Source organism: Bifidobacterium sp. B4111 (genome assembly GCF_026537235.1).
GTDB lineage: Bacteria > Actinomycetota > Actinomycetes > Actinomycetales > Bifidobacteriaceae > Bombiscardovia.
The window spans coordinates 311,063-324,727 of record NZ_JAFNMO010000001.1 but is presented as its reverse complement, the minus strand read 5'-3'; the positions used below and the strand labels follow the sequence as shown (position 1 = coordinate 324,727).

At 58.2% G+C, this 13,665-nt stretch carries 24 protein-coding genes and 1 pseudogene; 5 read left to right on the top strand and 20 right to left on the bottom strand.

Annotated elements, in window-relative coordinates; genetic code table 11:
* Positions 1-5: 5 nt before the first annotated feature.
* The 15 genes and pseudogenes from J3T93_RS01560 to J3T93_RS01490 all read right to left on the bottom strand — a co-directional run bounded on the left by J3T93_RS01560 (position 6) and on the right by J3T93_RS01490 (position 6,782).
* Positions 6-332, bottom strand: a complete 327-nt coding sequence (locus J3T93_RS01560) for a hypothetical protein (RefSeq protein ID WP_267430270.1) — start codon at positions 330-332, stop codon at positions 6-8.
* Positions 329-610, bottom strand: a complete 282-nt coding sequence (locus J3T93_RS01555) for a hypothetical protein (RefSeq protein ID WP_267430269.1) — start codon at positions 608-610, stop codon at positions 329-331. The genes J3T93_RS01560 and J3T93_RS01555 overlap by 4 nt, the downstream gene beginning before the upstream one ends.
* Complete coding sequence (locus J3T93_RS01550; RefSeq protein ID WP_267430268.1) at positions 607-1,110, bottom strand: hypothetical protein; 504 nt, start codon at positions 1,108-1,110, stop codon at positions 607-609. Before J3T93_RS01550 ends, J3T93_RS01555 begins: the two co-directional genes overlap by 4 nt.
* Entirely contained in the window at positions 1,107-1,991 is an 885-nt protein-coding gene (locus tag J3T93_RS01545; protein WP_267430267.1) for a hypothetical protein, read from the bottom strand. The genes J3T93_RS01550 and J3T93_RS01545 overlap by 4 nt, the downstream gene beginning before the upstream one ends.
* Entirely contained in the window at positions 1,981-2,370 is a 390-nt protein-coding gene (locus tag J3T93_RS01540; RefSeq protein ID WP_267430266.1) for a hypothetical protein, read from the bottom strand. Before J3T93_RS01540 ends, J3T93_RS01545 begins: the two co-directional genes overlap by 11 nt.
* A 69-nt stretch (positions 2,371-2,439) precedes the next feature.
* Positions 2,440-2,841, bottom strand: a complete 402-nt coding sequence (locus J3T93_RS01535; protein WP_267430265.1) for a hypothetical protein — start codon at positions 2,839-2,841, stop codon at positions 2,440-2,442.
* Positions 2,834-3,211 carry a hypothetical protein gene (locus tag J3T93_RS01530; protein WP_267430264.1) on the bottom strand — a complete coding sequence of 126 codons (378 nt, stop codon included), beginning with the start codon at positions 3,209-3,211 and terminating at the stop codon, positions 2,834-2,836. Before J3T93_RS01530 ends, J3T93_RS01535 begins: the two co-directional genes overlap by 8 nt.
* A complete protein-coding gene (locus tag J3T93_RS01525; RefSeq protein ID WP_267430263.1) occupies positions 3,208-3,723 on the bottom strand; it encodes a hypothetical protein in 516 nt (171 codons plus the stop codon). The genes J3T93_RS01530 and J3T93_RS01525 overlap by 4 nt, the downstream gene beginning before the upstream one ends.
* Before the next feature lies 1 nt (position 3,724).
* A pseudogene (locus tag J3T93_RS01520) lies at positions 3,725-4,177 on the bottom strand (single-stranded DNA-binding protein); the annotation flags it as partial.
* Between the two features lie 210 nt (positions 4,178-4,387).
* Positions 4,388-4,534 carry a hypothetical protein gene (locus tag J3T93_RS01515; RefSeq protein WP_267430262.1) on the bottom strand — a complete coding sequence of 49 codons (147 nt, stop codon included), beginning with the start codon at positions 4,532-4,534 and terminating at the stop codon, positions 4,388-4,390.
* A complete protein-coding gene (locus tag J3T93_RS01510; RefSeq protein WP_267430261.1) occupies positions 4,531-4,758 on the bottom strand; it encodes a hypothetical protein in 228 nt (75 codons plus the stop codon). The genes J3T93_RS01515 and J3T93_RS01510 overlap by 4 nt, the downstream gene beginning before the upstream one ends.
* A complete protein-coding gene (locus J3T93_RS01505; protein ID WP_267430260.1) occupies positions 4,758-5,444 on the bottom strand; it encodes a hypothetical protein in 687 nt (228 codons plus the stop codon). The genes J3T93_RS01510 and J3T93_RS01505 overlap by 1 nt, the downstream gene beginning before the upstream one ends.
* Positions 5,437-5,754 (bottom strand): DivIVA domain-containing protein, encoded by a 318-nt coding sequence (locus tag J3T93_RS01500; protein WP_267430259.1) that lies wholly within the window; start codon positions 5,752-5,754, stop codon positions 5,437-5,439. Before J3T93_RS01500 ends, J3T93_RS01505 begins: the two co-directional genes overlap by 8 nt.
* A 21-nt stretch (positions 5,755-5,775) precedes the next feature.
* Complete coding sequence (locus J3T93_RS01495) at positions 5,776-5,964, bottom strand: hypothetical protein (RefSeq protein WP_267430258.1); 189 nt, start codon at positions 5,962-5,964, stop codon at positions 5,776-5,778.
* Positions 5,961-6,782 (bottom strand): phage antirepressor, encoded by an 822-nt coding sequence (locus tag J3T93_RS01490; RefSeq protein WP_267430257.1) that lies wholly within the window; start codon positions 6,780-6,782, stop codon positions 5,961-5,963. The genes J3T93_RS01495 and J3T93_RS01490 overlap by 4 nt, the downstream gene beginning before the upstream one ends.
* Positions 6,783-6,859: 77 nt before the next feature.
* Between J3T93_RS01490 and J3T93_RS01485 the strand changes: the two genes are divergently transcribed.
* Positions 6,860-7,342, top strand: a complete 483-nt coding sequence (locus tag J3T93_RS01485; protein WP_267430256.1) for a hypothetical protein — start codon at positions 6,860-6,862, stop codon at positions 7,340-7,342.
* A 95-nt stretch (positions 7,343-7,437) separates the two neighbouring features.
* Here J3T93_RS01485 and J3T93_RS01480 read toward each other — a convergent pair whose 3' ends face one another.
* On the bottom strand, positions 7,438-7,710 hold the full coding sequence (locus J3T93_RS01480) for a helix-turn-helix domain-containing protein (protein WP_267430255.1): 273 nt from the start codon (positions 7,708-7,710) through the stop codon (positions 7,438-7,440).
* 165 nt (positions 7,711-7,875) lie between these two features.
* Between J3T93_RS01480 and J3T93_RS01475 the strand changes: the two genes are divergently transcribed.
* The 4 genes from J3T93_RS01475 (at position 7,876) to J3T93_RS01460 (ending at position 9,268) form a co-directional block, all read left to right on the top strand.
* Entirely contained in the window at positions 7,876-8,193 is a 318-nt protein-coding gene (locus J3T93_RS01475) for a helix-turn-helix domain-containing protein (RefSeq protein ID WP_267430254.1), read from the top strand.
* Positions 8,183-8,635 carry a hypothetical protein gene (locus J3T93_RS01470; protein ID WP_267430253.1) on the top strand — a complete coding sequence of 151 codons (453 nt, stop codon included), beginning with the start codon at positions 8,183-8,185 and terminating at the stop codon, positions 8,633-8,635. The genes J3T93_RS01475 and J3T93_RS01470 overlap by 11 nt, the downstream gene beginning before the upstream one ends.
* 79 nt (positions 8,636-8,714) lie before the next feature.
* Entirely contained in the window at positions 8,715-9,065 is a 351-nt protein-coding gene (locus J3T93_RS01465; RefSeq protein WP_267430252.1) for a hypothetical protein, read from the top strand.
* Between the two features lie 2 nt (positions 9,066-9,067).
* Positions 9,068-9,268: a hypothetical protein gene (locus J3T93_RS01460; RefSeq protein WP_267430251.1), complete on the top strand. Its 201-nt coding sequence runs from the start codon at positions 9,068-9,070 to the stop codon at positions 9,266-9,268.
* 74 nt (positions 9,269-9,342) lie between these two features.
* Here the strand turns inward: J3T93_RS01460 and J3T93_RS01455 are convergent, their stop codons facing one another.
* The 4 genes from J3T93_RS01455 to J3T93_RS01440 all read right to left on the bottom strand — a co-directional run bounded on the left by J3T93_RS01455 (position 9,343) and on the right by J3T93_RS01440 (position 13,374).
* The gene (locus J3T93_RS01455) at positions 9,343-10,776 is read right to left on the bottom strand and encodes a tyrosine-type recombinase/integrase (RefSeq protein ID WP_267430250.1); all 1,434 of its coding nucleotides are present in this window, start codon (positions 10,774-10,776) and stop codon (positions 9,343-9,345) included.
* Between the two features lie 406 nt (positions 10,777-11,182).
* Positions 11,183-11,803 carry an NUDIX hydrolase gene (locus tag J3T93_RS01450; RefSeq protein WP_267430249.1) on the bottom strand — a complete coding sequence of 207 codons (621 nt, stop codon included), beginning with the start codon at positions 11,801-11,803 and terminating at the stop codon, positions 11,183-11,185.
* 21 nt (positions 11,804-11,824) lie between these two features.
* The gene (locus J3T93_RS01445) at positions 11,825-12,388 is read right to left on the bottom strand and encodes a hypothetical protein (protein WP_267430248.1); all 564 of its coding nucleotides are present in this window, start codon (positions 12,386-12,388) and stop codon (positions 11,825-11,827) included.
* Positions 12,389-12,411: 23 nt separating this feature from the next.
* Positions 12,412-13,374 (bottom strand): hypothetical protein, encoded by a 963-nt coding sequence (locus J3T93_RS01440; protein ID WP_267430247.1) that lies wholly within the window; start codon positions 13,372-13,374, stop codon positions 12,412-12,414.
* Positions 13,375-13,665: the final 291 nt, after the last annotated feature.

Below are 13,665 nucleotides of genomic sequence, written 5' to 3'. Positions count from 1 at the left end.
CTGGGTTAGCTGCCGGCGTCCGAGTAGTCGTCCTCGTCGAGCACCCAGTCCTGCCATCGGGCCGGGCTGTGCGCATCGAGGCTGGAGACGGTGGCGTACCCGCAGGTCATGCACCGGTGCAGGACCAGGCTGATCGGCGAGGGCCGACCATTGGGCAGGATTCGTATGGCCTTGCCGGTAATGGACCGGGGCATGGCTTTCTTCCTACATCCTGGGCACCGGTAGGGTCTGCCCAATCCTTTGCCGCAGATGAGCAGCCCATCCATGGGCTCCCAGTGATCCCAGAGGATCGGCCACCCGTCCCATTTGACAGGCAGCACATGCCGGCTCATGACTGCCTCTCCGGATCAGGCCCAGGCACGCGGTGCGGCCACTTTTTTGAGTGCCAGTCGTAACGCCAGTGATCAGCGCAATAATCCTTGCCCGTGGCCGGGTCGTGCATGAATTCCTTATCCGAAAAGTCGTCATACTGCTCGTCCGGTAGGTAGGCCCATTGGCGCACAGCCTCCTCGTAGGTCGAGTTGCCGTCGTACAGGTCGTTCTGCGTGGTTTCCTTGCAGTCGGGCCAGTCGCAGGCCAGGCGATGGTAGGTCAGCACACGGTCGCTCATGCCGCTCCCCCGAGCGTGTCTTTGAGGCTGCTGGCTCCGATTCGAGCCATACCGTGGCCCGCGAAATGCCACTCCTTGCGCCGAATCTTATGGGGCTTGGGTGCTTCGATGGCCTGCCGGTGTGCGGCTTCCACGGCCAGTGCATGCGCCTGCTGGATGGGCATGCCCTGCTTTGCTTCCCTGATGAGCTTTTGCCGGTATGCGAGCGCCTGCTCCGAGCGGATGCCGGCCTGCTCCATGAGCTGTCCGATCGTCGCTTCTTCAGGAATGCGGGCTGTCTGGATGGCGCGGACGCCGGCGTTCACATCACCGCTGAGCATCCACCGGCCCGTGTCGTTGGCCGCGTAGAAGCGTTTGACGGCTTCCAACGCATCCGGCAGGGTCGCGTCCTTGCGCAGCTCCTCGTGGAAGGTTCGGGCTTCCAGGTCGGTGATGATCGCGTTGCCGTGGTGGGCGCGTATCTTGGCCAGCACCAGGGTGCTTTCCTTGAGGGTCATCATGCGGCTATCTCCTCTCTCGACTGCTGGTCTTCCTCCTGCGCGTAGCTTTTGACGAGCGCTGCGTTCCATTCCAGGTTCTGCTGCGCCCGGCTCACACTGAGGTCAGGCTGGCGCGCTTGCGGCTTGGGTTTGGGTTTGTTCTTCCACCCTCCGTTGCGCAGCCAGTTGCCCAGGGTGGGCACGTACTGGGGGTCCCTGTGCTCGTTGGCGAGAATCTGCGCGCCGTTGAGGAGGGCGGCGAAGCTAGTGTGCGGGCTTTTCCGGTGCAGGACCCGTTTGAGCTCCCTCAACCCGTCGTCGGGGTTGTCGTGGTTCGGGTAGATGCTCATCAGCTGCTCGTACTCACGGGTGGGCTGCGATGAGGGCTGGCGATATTCGGGCTCGTCGTCGCTCCCACCCCCCGCTTGGGGGCTGTAGGGGGATTTATCGTTAGATAAATCTTCTTGTGTTCTTGTGTTCTTGTGTTTTGTCCGACTCAGGTCGGATTCATCCGTCTGAAAGTCTTCTGAATCTTCATCCTTGCTGTCTGAATGGTGACCGTGCTTGCGTTTCCGGTAGTCTTCGGCGTTCCTCTCGCGTTTCTTCTCCACCTGGTCGCGCCGGCAGTTGTGCTCCGTGTAGTCGTGGATCACATACCCGCTGTCCCCGTCGGGCTCCAGCAGGTCGACCGCGCACATCGCGTCGATCTCCTCGTCCGTGACCCCCAGCACGTAGCGCAGGTCCCGGCCGGGGATCCTCCCGTCGGTCAGATTGTCCGAGCAGTAGGCGATGGCGAACACGAACGCCCCCACAGCCGACGGGCAGCAAGCCCGCAGTTCACGGATCTTCCCGTTCAGATAGAAGTCGTTCTTCAGCTTCGCGTATCCGCGTCTACCGGCCATGGTGGGAGCCTCCCTTCCTTCGAAGGCAGCCACAGGACCGTGTGGCGCCACGGACCAGGCTGCCTCCGGCGTAGACTCCCGTCCGCCCGCAGTCGCACCGGCAGGACCACACGATCACCCCGCCGCGCTTGCCCGCATACCCGAGCACGGTCAGCCTGCCGAACCTCCTGCCTGTCAGATCCGTGATGGGACGCCGGCAGTCGGGGACACGGATCGTGGGCTTGCTCTCCTCACGCCGGCCGAGCAGGTAATCCCTGGACGGCCACACTTTGCGCCTGGATTTGACCCAGCGCAGGCGACGCTCATACTCGCCCCTGCTGAAGGTCGGCTCACGCAGCGTCCTGGCGATCATCAAGGTCCGCTCATCAAGCCACGTCATGATGCCCTCCCATCCATGCGAGCAGGACAGACACCGCCAGCAGGGCCAGTGCGCGCATATCATCGATGGTCATGACGCGGCCTCCGGGTAGATCCTGGTCTCGATGCCGGCAGCCACAGCACGCCGGATCATGTCCCAAGTGCCCGGGCTCGGGCCGTCCGCGAGCGCGTCTGGCAGTGCCAGGAGCAGGTCTGCTCCGTGGCTGATGATGTTCTGGTTGCTCAGCTGTGCGCCGTTTTCGGGGTGTTTCATGTAGTCGTAGGTGTAGATCTGCGTTGTCCAGCCGCGGGTGTCTGCCAGGCGGCTAGTCATGTCGATGACGCCGGGTGGGAGGATGACTGGGATGAGGGTGGTGCCTTGGCCTCCGAAGCATTTGTCGTGGATGTCGTCCAGCTGGTCGGCCAGCAGGAGCTCGTCGGCGTAAGTCTGTCGGGTGTGTCCGGCGGCGATGATGATGCGCATGTCACGCATGGCTGTCCTCCTCGTCTTCTGCTCCTGCGAGCCGGGCGAGGGTGTCCAGGTCCATGAGCACGTACTGGTCGCCCATATGCGTGGCGCCCATGCCGGGACGGTGGAAGACCACCATCCCGTAGTCGGCTCCGGCGTTCGCGGCCTCCAGCCTGGCCTGGTCCATCCAGTCTGCGAGCGCGAAGCGTTTCTTGTTCTTGCATTCGAGGATCAGGCTTCTGGTGTGGATGTACAGGCCTTTGATGTCGCCTTCGTCCGCGTTCCCATGCAGGGCCTCCCGGTGGATCATGCCCTCCGGGTCGCCGATACGGGAGCGCAGGTAGTCCAGGACGGCGGTCTCGTATCTGGTGCCTTTGTCCTTCTGCCGGCTCATGACTGCTCCCTCTCATGATTGGCCTGTACGATCTGCCAGAGCATTTCGCTGGCCACGCGTTTCCGGTATGACTGTTTCTGGGGGTCGTAGCCGAAGGCGGGGTGCGGGATGAGGCTGAGTCCGGAGCGTGACGGGCATAGGACGGCGTTGACTGCTTCGAGCATGATCTCCTGTTCCTCCAGCTGCTCGTACAGGCTGAGCGGACACACCAAATAGTTGACATCCCCGTAGAAGGTCAAGCCGTTGCCCGATGTGAAGTCGGCCATGCAGCTTTTGACCTCGTAGCAGACGAAGATGCCTTTTTCGACGCTGGTCGGCTCCACCGCATAGTTGGGGGTGAAGGGTTTGAAGCCCACGTAGTCGATGCGCCGCTCCTGGGGTGTGCCCTTGTCGAAGCTGACCTCGGAAGCCCAGTAGTAATGCCTGGAGTTGAGCCGGCGTTCGACCAGCCTGCCGAGCATCGCCGTCGTCTCCCTGCGCGACCCTGACTGGTCAGAATTCTGGCTCGTCATTGCCTGCTCCTCCCCATGGGTCCTGCGGCGGCAGGGTCGAACCATGCGCCTGCCGTCCGCCGTTGTTGCTGGTGCTGGTGGGGTTCTTGGTCACCTGGGCGGTGTTCCGGGACAAGGCGGGCCCGATCTCGTCCAGGTGCAGCTCCATCACGCTCCGGTTGTTGCCGTCCCTGTCCTGGTAGGAGCGTTGCACCAGCCGGCCGTGGGCGATCACCCGCATCCCCTTGGACAGGCTGGCCTGGATGTTCGAAGCCATGTGACTGTAGGTGGAGTCCCAGGCCGAGCAGCGCATGAACAGCGCCTCACCGTCCTCCCACTGGCTTGTGTTCCTGTCGTACTGCCTGGGCGTGGAGGCGATGGTCAGGTTCGCCACCGTGCCTCCGTTGGACGTGGTGCGCAGCACCGGGTCGGCCGTCAGATTGCCCACCACCGTCAGATACGTGTCTCCAGCCATGTCACTTCCTCCACCTATAAGGTCTGAAATCTATTGGATCATCCGCATGCTGATACCGCCTGGTCGTGCGGTGCAGATCCTCCGCCTCGGCATTGCACATGTACCCGTGCCACTGTGCGCGAGCGCAGGAGGATGAATGGCACCTATCGCATACGCCCGACGTGAGTTGCGCGCAGGCGGCACACGGGCAGCCGCTCTTTACTGGCAGGCTCATGAGCGCTCGCCTCTCTCCAGGCACCAGCCGAAGCCGGCCAGGGCTGCCAGGTCCACCAGACCCAGCTGCGGATATACAAGGGTCCAGACAGTGCTGAAGAAGCCCATCGTGCCGCAGACGGCGGCCGCAAACAGCCATCTCATGCATTCTTCCCCTTCCCGTCCGAAACGCGCTTCAGCGGCAGGTGCTCCGCCACATCATTGTCGGTGACGAACTCGCTCATCCAGGAGCGGTTAATCAGGTTCGGTTTCCATTGGACCATGTATTGGACCAAGTGCAGCCACTTGTCATAGCCGTCCTGGAACCGGACCCACAGGTCGCCGTCCCCGTCCTCATACACGCCCACAGCATCAGGTACCTGCATCATCAGGCGGCCTCCGTCGTAAACGTGACTCCCTTGGAGGTAATCCTCATGACCGATGCCAGCTCGTCGCCGGGCTTGGGCGCTCTCCCGTCCACAAAATGCACCGGGGTCAAAGGCATGCGAGAAAACATCTCATCCTCGCTCCGGACAGGGAAATCAAAAGCGTACGGATCCACGGCACGCCACGGCTTGTCGTGGCCCGGCATCCAGGCCCTGACCCAGTACGACCCCGTCCTATCCTTGTAAAAACCAGCTGTCGCAGGGATATGCACCTTCGTCTTGCGCCGGAGAGCACAGGACACCAGGCTCAAGTCGATGCGCATCCGACTCGGAGTATCCGTGACCACCTGCGGAGGATCCTCATGCACCCACGACACAGCCACCCTGTACAGCCTGCCATTGGCCACCACGGCATCCCCGTCACGCAGATCCCTGACATCAATCCGCGTCCAGTCGCGCTCATCCCACACCAGGTCCAGGCACTCCACTCTTTCAGTCAGCTCCCAGCGGCTTTCCTCGGAGCCCCCCAGCACGTAGTTTCCTTCGATGGGACTCCCCGCCGTGACCATCCATTTACCCCAAAATGCCAGACGACCCTCAATCACCGTGCCGCTGTCCATGACAGCCCGCACATGCTTGCCCTCTATCTCATCGCGGGCAATGCCCTCATACCATGGCTTCTCACTCATAGTTCTTCCCTTTACGATTGTTTTTGATTGTTTTCCGTCGTCTCTTCAGCGAGCGCCGACGGCGTCTGTGATTGCTATTGAATGCGTGCTGTCGGCTGGCGACGATCAGCGCCCACAGGCTCACCTGCTCAAGACTGTCCGCCGCATCATCCAGCAGATCATCCACCTCGTCAGCGTCATACCCCTGATGGAAAAAGCCCCTGGTCGTAAACAGCCTGCACCGGATCTCATAAGGGGTGATCAGAGCCATCAGACCCACCCCCCAGCCCGTAGAGGGCGCGAGTCGCCGGGTCAAGACGCTCCAAATCAAGCAAAGCCAGCTCCTCCCTGCTCATTTGCCTGCCTCCGGCTGAGAGCCATATGCAAAGTTGGCTACGACATCGTCAAGATCCTCGGGACGGTAGTATTTGCGATTGCCGAGTCGGATGACACGATCGCCGAAATACAAGTCGAAGGTACGCTCGGGGAGCCCTCCCACATAGTCTTTGGCCTCGTCCTCACGCAAGAGTGCCTTTGTCATGCGGCCCTCCTCAGATCCTTGCTTTGGACTGCATCGAGCCGGTCCTGGCTGACATGCCTTGCGATCAGGCTCAATCCCTTGGCGGTCACTCTCACCTGCGGGGCGAACGCGAACGGGGAGCCGTCCTTGAGCCGGCCGGTGCTCTGATAGGCGCGCATCATCAGATGACCGTTCTTCACCCGCTCCTGCGAGGCGACCCAATGACTGTCACGCCGATACACCCAACCGTGAGAGGACAGCCAGTCGGCCAGGTCCTTGACGCGCATCGCGCATCCGGCACCGCTGAGCATCTTCGCCGTCTCGGCCACCGAATAGGATCCGGCAGCGTCGGCCAGCAGGTCCAAAGCCTTGGCCTTGGGCTGCAATTCAACCACCTGCCGCTCGGCCACTGTCCTGGCCGCACGCTCGTCCTTGAGGGCGGTAGCCAGACGGATCAGATAATCAGGGTCCGTGAGGGTGCGCTCGACCACATCCTCAGACATGTAAGCACCATGCCTGCGGACAGAAGGCAGCACATCATGAGTGACCCAGCGTTGAAACTCCCTGGCCTGTGGCTTGTCCGAGCGGAGCACGATCTTGTACAAACCGGATTCGTTGACGATGTTCACAGGCTCGTTGCTGCGTGACCCTAACCCAGCCTTAGGGTCAAACTTGGTCACCTCATCAGAGTCCAGACGCTGCGCCACCCGGCTTGGGTTGGTGAGCTCAAGCGCGTCGCACACATCCTTGAGCACCCACCAGGTCTGCCCCGTCTCAAAGGTCAGGGTCCTGACCTGATGGCCCTTAAAATCGAAGGGCTGTATAATGTCAGTAGACATTGGACGTTTACCTACTTTCTTTGTCATCGCCGCAGGTGCTAGCTGCGGCATTCTTCTTCTGTGGGAAAATATTGTTTATGGATACGAATGCTTGGCTGGTCCTTACCGGGGTACTGACCGCCCTTTTCACCGGAATCGCTATAGTCCAAAGAGTGATTGAAAGACCAAGGCCCAGCTTCTCCGTGTTCGTCAATTCAATGGATATCGTCAAAGATGGCGAAATCTCCTGCTTTGTCGCCGCAGTCAACGACGGCAATGGGCAAGCGCTGGATTGCAGCATCGAAGCTCCTCACAGTTCCGCAACAAACAGAAACCACCAAAACTCATCTCAAAACGCCTACCTTCAGCCAGGCGAATACCTCTCGCTGTCAGTGACGGTCCACGACAAGGAAGGCAAGATTAAAGAGAGCGAGTGGGGATCTGGGTGGCCTTATGACGGTCCAATCCCCGACAACGACATTTGCGTGAAGGTTCTTTGGCATCAGGCCCCATACCGTCGCATAGCCCACTGCCGGAAGTACAGGCTCTCGAAGCTTCCAATAAAGCAAGTCTTTTATTGACAAGCCGGAGCTGGCGGAAGATCAAACCCAGATTGGCCACTACCACGCCTAGGCAGCACGTGGTAGCAAGCGCATACCAAACAATGGCACTCATGTCACGCCGCCAGCCCGCTGTCAGACAGCTCTTGCCTATGCATGGAGGCATCGAATTCCGCTGATTTAATCAAATCGTCAAAGGTGATGCCAAGCCATTCAGCCACCTGATTCAGATCCTCGGTTGAGAATGGCCTCTGAAACCTGAATCGCTCGTATACATATTTCGGGTCCCTGCCCAATGCTTTTGCTACGTCCTTGCCGCTGTACCCGCAACGGGCCGCTTCCGCCCTCACTGCCCGGATGACCCGGGTGGAGGATTGCTTAAGTCTCATTTCTGGCACACCTTGATAGTGCCATATTTGGGACTATCTGTCAACTCAAAACGGGACTTATTGTAAAAAGTGCCAAAATTGGTTACTATGAGGACTATGAAACAGTTAGACACGTTCACTGACCAAGCAATCAAAACTATCGAGTCCACTCGGCAGGAAGTGGGCATGACGACCCAGGAGCTTATCCGACGCTCCGGCATCAGACGATCCACATTCTTCAGAAAGATGCGCGGGGATACCAGCTTCACCACCGAGGACATCGATGCGCTAGCCAAGGCCATGGGTGTCGACCCATTCCTTATCCTCAGCAACGCAGCGGAAAGGGCCGATACAATTAAGAAGACCCACTTGGACCTCTCCCAGCTTCCCGACGATGAGAAGGTGGCCTACGTACTGGACAAGGTCAAGGTCGGCGACCAGACCCTGGCGGCCATGAACGATCCGAACAAGGAGAAGGAGGCTCGAGGCGGCGATGGCAGATAAGAGCCCGAGGCTCCTTGACGGCCTGACATCGACGATGACGTACGGGCAGATGCGCCGCTACGCCGAAACCCTGAACGTCACCATTGGCAGCGCTCTCCTGCCGGCAGGCATGACCGGCTTCTACGATGAAGCCACCAGGACCATCCTCATCGACAGGCAGCTCATCTATTGCCAGAAACGCTGCACCCTCGTCCACGAACTCATCCACTGGCAGCACGCCGATGCCACCAGGGACGGCGTTTACGGCTCACGCTTGGAAAACCGGACGCGACGCGAAGCAGCGTTGAAGCTCGTCAACCCACTCCAATACCAGATGGCGGAAGCCATGTACGAAGGCGACCCCTACCAGATCGCCTGCGAACTCGACGTCACCATACAAATCATCCAGGACTACCAGCGCATACTCGATTCAAGCCACATGCACTGCAAAGCACAGAGTTAGTCCAATAAGCACAATCACCGTAGGAGCCAGCTGATAATCTGCTGATAGTCACCGAAGACGCAAGGAAAGGACGAATGAAATGGGACTATTCGGTGGAAATCAGGATGCGCAGGAGCGTTATTACAATCTCCCGGTCAGCATTGTGTACAACGGGATGAAAGGGATGCTAGAAGAGTCGAGCCGCTTCGCTCTTAAGCACGCCGATGATCTTTCCTGCTCCTGCACTTTCAACACCGGCATCAGCATGACGACATGGGGCGAGAAGATGACAGCGGTCGTCTCCCCAAGCGGGGACGGAGCGAAGGTCAACGTCACCGTGGCTGCAAAGATAGGTGGCAACGCCATATGGCAAGGATCCAAGAACGCGAAGAACCTCACCAAATTCTTCGATGGTCTTTCCGAGTACCTGCAGTCGCACATGGAAAAATAGACATGAAGTTCGGCATGCGCAAGCCTAGCCCCAAGCGCTCCATCAAGGCACGGACCACGGGCAAGTGGAAGCGGCAGGCAAAGAAGGCCCTCATCCCCGGATACGGGAAGAAAGGCATGGGGTGGATACGGAACCCAAGGAAAGCCGCCTACAACAAGATCTACCGAAAGACGACGTTCAGCATCTGGAACCTGTTCAAGTAAGGCAAAATATGAGCCCCGCTTCGGCGGGGCTTTTGTTTGTCTGCCTGCTTTTGACTGCCGTCGCTGCGTCTGGGCTATTTCGTGTCCTGTTTCTTGCGTGGCTTACGGCCGCCGATGCCTTTGCGTGATTGTGTCCAATGCTTGCGCCGACGTTCCTGCTCGGCTTTGATCTCCTCCGCTGTGGGCTCTCTGCCGGAGGGTTGCAGCGAGGGCGGCAGTTGGAGCGCCTGGGGGATGGCTTCCACCGCGTCGGCCCTCTGCTCGCTGTCGATGGTGGTGTAGATGTCGTCGACCTTGACGCTGGTGTGGCCGATCATCTCCTCGATGGCCTTGGTGTCCTTGCCCGCCTTGCGCATGAGGGTGACGGCGCTGTACCTGGTCTCATGCCCGGTGCGCTCCGCAGGGTCCATCCCGGCCTTGGTGAGCAGGGCGCGGAATTCAGCGCCGTCGGTCTTCCATATGCGCGGGCTCCCGTCGCGGTTCCTGAAGATGAGGCCGTATGGGTTGGGCCAGTCCTTGGTGGCCTGCAGATAGCGGCGCATGACCTCGGCCAGCTCGGGCACCAGGGGCACGGGCCGGGACTTGCCCGACTTGGGGGTTATCAGGCACAGCCGCCCCTCCAGCTGCTCCATGACGTACCCGTCGGGCACCCGCCACCGGGCCTTGGGGCATCGGGCCCCGAAGTGGTGTCCGCACGGCCACTTGCCGTCCTTCTTCTTGCCGCACCCATGCACGCGGGGTATCTCCGCCAGGGTGGTCTTGACCTCGTACCAGGGCTGCTCAGCGTCCAGGTGCAGGCATCGGATCTGCGCGCCGAGTATCTCGGCCTGGCGCATGCCGGTGAGTATCCTCCACCACCAGATGGCCCCCTCGCTTGGCGGCATGTCCAGCGTGGCCATCAGCATCGCCTTCAATTCCGGCACACTGAACGCCCGCCGGCCTGTATCCACCTCGGACTGACCCCGCACCTTGACCCCCTTGACGGGGTTGATCTTGATGACCCGGTCCCCCATGGCCAGGTCGAAGATCTGATCCAAGCAGGTCCACAGCTGGTGCCGGTAGCTGACCGACCGCCCGTCCTCCCTGGCCTGGTCCAGGATGCTCTGGATGGTGGTGGGCACGAACTGGACCATCTTCAGGCCCATCCAGTCCTTGCAGTATTTGGTGACGCACCCCCGGTACGCGGTATAGGTCTTGGGCGACACCCGCTGCTCGGCCGAGGCGAGGAAAAACTGCACGTACTTGTACAGACGGGCGGAATCGTCGGAGATGGTGCCGGTGCTGGCGATCTGCTCCCTGGCGTCCTTGAGCTTCTCCTTGACCGCGTTGCTGGTCTTGCCCGTGTAGGTCTTCCTGCGGCGCACACCGTCCGCGTCACGCCCCAGGTCGATCTGTATCTTCCACCGCTGCACCCGCTTCTTCTCAATGGTGCCGTCATGGTGCTTCACCGTGTAGGTGCTCCAGTACGTGTATGGTTTCGCTGCCCCCGTGGCCCTCTTCTTAGGCATGCCGACTCCTCATCTGCTGACCTTGTGTGCCATTTGTGTGCCATCCTACAGCAAGTCCATAGACATGTCACAGCCCTACTACAGCCGTGCAAACGGCTTAAAAACGCCATTCCTCTCTGCGAGCGCCATGGCCAGTATACGTGTAGCAACAGACTTCTAATCTGTAGGTCGAGAGTTCGAATCTCTCCGGGGTCACCAATAGCCCTCCCTGCTCCTCTGACAAAAGCAGGGAGACAAACAAACTCATATCTTCTAAGAATGAGGAAGAAAATAATGAGTAAGACGATTCGCAGTAGTTGACGACTGCCGACAACGGTTCACTCATTGGTGGCAATTGTCATATAAAGCACGCAATTAATCCGAGCTCTGCGCAGCAGACCGCAAATATACAAATCACACTACAGACTCATTGCCTTTGCTTATCAATCTCTCGTATTGAGAATGCAGATATGGTAGGCCCATCAATCAGTCGTCCATCACAGATCATATTGGCAATATCAGCTGACCGCAGCCATTGAAAATCCTCTAGTTCCCAATCACCGCCTTGTTTGAAGCTATCGAGCATAGGAATAGATGGAACGTCATCAAGCCGTATTTCCATCACTCGCACGTCGTCTTGAAGCACCCTGGCATCGACATGAAGCCTGTGCAACTGACGGACGGCGTCAGGCTGAGCACGCAATCCAGTCTCTTCATGCAATTCGCGAATGGCTGTGGTCTGGGGATTCTCGCCTTGCTCCCCCATGCCTCGCGGAAATTCCCACAGCCAGTCTTCTACAGCGACCCGCCAGTGGCGCGCTATCAGGCAGAAATCCTCTCCCCCTCGTTCTACGACTGTCACGCAAATCACGCCTGGTTGACCCTGTTTGACAGATGCCACGTGCAAGGTCATACCTGCACCCGTATCCCTCACCTTGACATCCACAGCAGTCACGGTAAAGTCAGCTCCCCCCGCTTCCTCGAAGACTTTTCTACGTCTTATTTCCTGTAAAGGACTACCGGGCCTCAGCTCATCAGCGTTTTTCACAGTCACCTTCCTGGTCAATAATTACCGTTGAGCGAATACCATAGTTTGTGTTGCCGTATGCTGGTCGTGCATCCACTCCACCATTGTCAGCAACTCGGGAAATGCTTCAATAAACCAGGCCGCAATCAATATCAGGATAATGGACATTGATCCTGAAAAAATAACCTTGTCGCAGATAACAGATATGGATGCGAGAATCAGGGTCACAATGAACTGTTTGATGATTCTTGAGTTGTCCTGCTTTCGATCAAGCTGTGATGCAAACTTCTGCACACAATATGCAATGTTGCGAATATGCCGCTGCTGGTCAGAGTCCGGAGCGTTCGGTCGACAATTACGCCACTGTTGGATCGCGTCTCTTGACTGATAACAGAACTGCACAAAACACGCGGAAGGCATATGCCCCAACAATTCTGTGACTTTGCCCGACAGCATCAATGAGCGCCCACCGGTCCGGCCTGCAAAGCGCTCATACGAATTCGGTTTGCTTTGTACAGCCATAAGGCAGCAGCCCAGATAATCCGCCATTGCTAAGCGGTAGACGAACTGGTACCAGTCTACCAGCGTTTGCTGGTCGCATTCCATGGTCCTACTGCAATCAGCCCTACCTACCGGCAAGGCCGACTGCCTGATAAGCGCAAAGGCCTTGGATCGTCTCGGTTCTGACTTATCTTGTCCAAAACATTCCGGAATGCGGTCTTTTCTGTCTCGTTCGCATTGGAAGCAGAACACCAGGAACGCAGGCAATCGGCGTTTTCACTGACAACAGGAAGAAAGGCATCATTGAAGCTGCGGACGATGCCGCAATTCGACCCGGTTTGAGAACGTTGTTGCTCATACCTAATGAGACCCTTCTGTTCCGCATCTATCCATTCCTGCCAGCGCTGAGCCAGCAATCGGCAGGTATCATCAGACAGGTCTTGCTGGCAGTATGCAGCATACAAGCAAGCGATCCTCTGAGCTATCGACCGATGATCGCCTGCATGCCCATTCAAGACAGCTCTAGCCTGTGGTGCAAATCTTTGACTTTCTTCAGAAGTGACGGTCTTTTGTAAAACTTGATACTCCAGCGGACGCAGCGTACCTATATCCGTCAAGTCAACCGCCTCTCCTTCAGACGAAAGTTGCTGCTGATTATCGGGCGGCACTGTAGTGAACCGCAACAGACATTGCTCCAAGGTCGGTTGTCTGCCGGATACGGTGAGGAAAGGCTTTTCATAACCATTTTGTCCCAGAAGGTCAAGAACTACATCAGGACCAAATGCCAGAAAATAGATACCATCAAAGAGCTCTGCGTTAGTGACAAGAACCTGAGGACTATAAAGGAATGCCGTTCTGAGAATGCCGGCAAATCGTTCAAGAAACTCTGGATGCTGCTGAATGGTTCTCTCGCAGATGCTTACGCCGTCATGACCCTCTGACCAGAACTTCGAGTTCACCTCTGGAACGCGCTTTTGATCGCACTTTAGATTGTGGTTGCATAGATGCCTGACCCGATTCCAATCGCTCAACTGTTCCTCTGAATCGAAGTTGGTCAGCATGATGGCATATGAACATCCGCTCTGACTCATATCTATATGCTAGACCTCGTGTTTGCCTGCTTGTCTAGCACATTTCCCCTAAAACCGACGGCGCCAGTGGTCCGGCCCAAGTTTAGCCTTGGCAGCTTCAGGTCCGATATGTCAGCGGACCGGGCAGATCGAACAAATTGAAGGTCACAGCGGCCATCCTGGCTTTTTCTTGGACTGCTTCGGCATACAGAACTTTTATCTTTTGGTAAGACCAGGCATGGGGTTACACAGCTGCTGATCATCATCTTCGTTCTCTTCATCAGCTCTCTCATCTCTTCGATCTAGGACATC

Bases quoted from the DNA above. Each gene is read 5' to 3' on its own strand.
- J3T93_RS01545 (WP_267430267.1), bottom strand. From the start codon at position 1,991: ATGGCCGGTAGACGCGGATACGCGAAGCTGAAGAACGACTTCTATCTG.
- J3T93_RS01445 (WP_267430248.1), bottom strand. From the start codon at position 12,388: ATGGAATGCGACCAGCAAACGCTGGTAGACTGGTACCAGTTCGTCTAC.
- J3T93_RS01525 (WP_267430263.1), bottom strand. From the start codon at position 3,723: ATGACGAGCCAGAATTCTGACCAGTCAGGGTCGCGCAGGGAGACGACG.
- J3T93_RS01470 (WP_267430253.1), top strand. From the start codon at position 8,183: ATGGCAGATAAGAGCCCGAGGCTCCTTGACGGCCTGACATCGACGATG.
- J3T93_RS01455 (WP_267430250.1), bottom strand. From the start codon at position 10,776: ATGCCTAAGAAGAGGGCCACGGGGGCAGCGAAACCATACACGTACTGG.
- J3T93_RS01560 (WP_267430270.1), bottom strand. From the start codon at position 332: ATGAGCCGGCATGTGCTGCCTGTCAAATGGGACGGGTGGCCGATCCTC.
- J3T93_RS01440 (WP_267430247.1), bottom strand. From the start codon at position 13,374: ATGAGTCAGAGCGGATGTTCATATGCCATCATGCTGACCAACTTCGAT.
- J3T93_RS01555 (WP_267430269.1), bottom strand. From the start codon at position 610: ATGAGCGACCGTGTGCTGACCTACCATCGCCTGGCCTGCGACTGGCCC.
- J3T93_RS01460 (WP_267430251.1), top strand. From the start codon at position 9,068: ATGAAGTTCGGCATGCGCAAGCCTAGCCCCAAGCGCTCCATCAAGGCA.
- J3T93_RS01515 (WP_267430262.1), bottom strand. From the start codon at position 4,534: ATGAGATGGCTGTTTGCGGCCGCCGTCTGCGGCACGATGGGCTTCTTC.
- J3T93_RS01540 (WP_267430266.1), bottom strand. From the start codon at position 2,370: ATGACGTGGCTTGATGAGCGGACCTTGATGATCGCCAGGACGCTGCGT.
- J3T93_RS01465 (WP_267430252.1), top strand. From the start codon at position 8,715: ATGGGACTATTCGGTGGAAATCAGGATGCGCAGGAGCGTTATTACAAT.
- J3T93_RS01530 (WP_267430264.1), bottom strand. From the start codon at position 3,211: ATGAGCCGGCAGAAGGACAAAGGCACCAGATACGAGACCGCCGTCCTG.
- J3T93_RS01535 (WP_267430265.1), bottom strand. From the start codon at position 2,841: ATGCGTGACATGCGCATCATCATCGCCGCCGGACACACCCGACAGACT.
- J3T93_RS01475 (WP_267430254.1), top strand. From the start codon at position 7,876: ATGACGACCCAGGAGCTTATCCGACGCTCCGGCATCAGACGATCCACA.
- J3T93_RS01490 (WP_267430257.1), bottom strand. From the start codon at position 6,782: ATGTCTACTGACATTATACAGCCCTTCGATTTTAAGGGCCATCAGGTC.
- J3T93_RS01505 (WP_267430260.1), bottom strand. From the start codon at position 5,444: ATGAGTGAGAAGCCATGGTATGAGGGCATTGCCCGCGATGAGATAGAG.
- J3T93_RS01480 (WP_267430255.1), bottom strand. From the start codon at position 7,710: ATGAGACTTAAGCAATCCTCCACCCGGGTCATCCGGGCAGTGAGGGCG.
- J3T93_RS01550 (WP_267430268.1), bottom strand. From the start codon at position 1,110: ATGATGACCCTCAAGGAAAGCACCCTGGTGCTGGCCAAGATACGCGCC.
- J3T93_RS01495 (WP_267430258.1), bottom strand. From the start codon at position 5,964: ATGACAAAGGCACTCTTGCGTGAGGACGAGGCCAAAGACTATGTGGGA.
- J3T93_RS01510 (WP_267430261.1), bottom strand. From the start codon at position 4,758: ATGATGCAGGTACCTGATGCTGTGGGCGTGTATGAGGACGGGGACGGC.
- J3T93_RS01485 (WP_267430256.1), top strand. From the start codon at position 6,860: ATGGATACGAATGCTTGGCTGGTCCTTACCGGGGTACTGACCGCCCTT.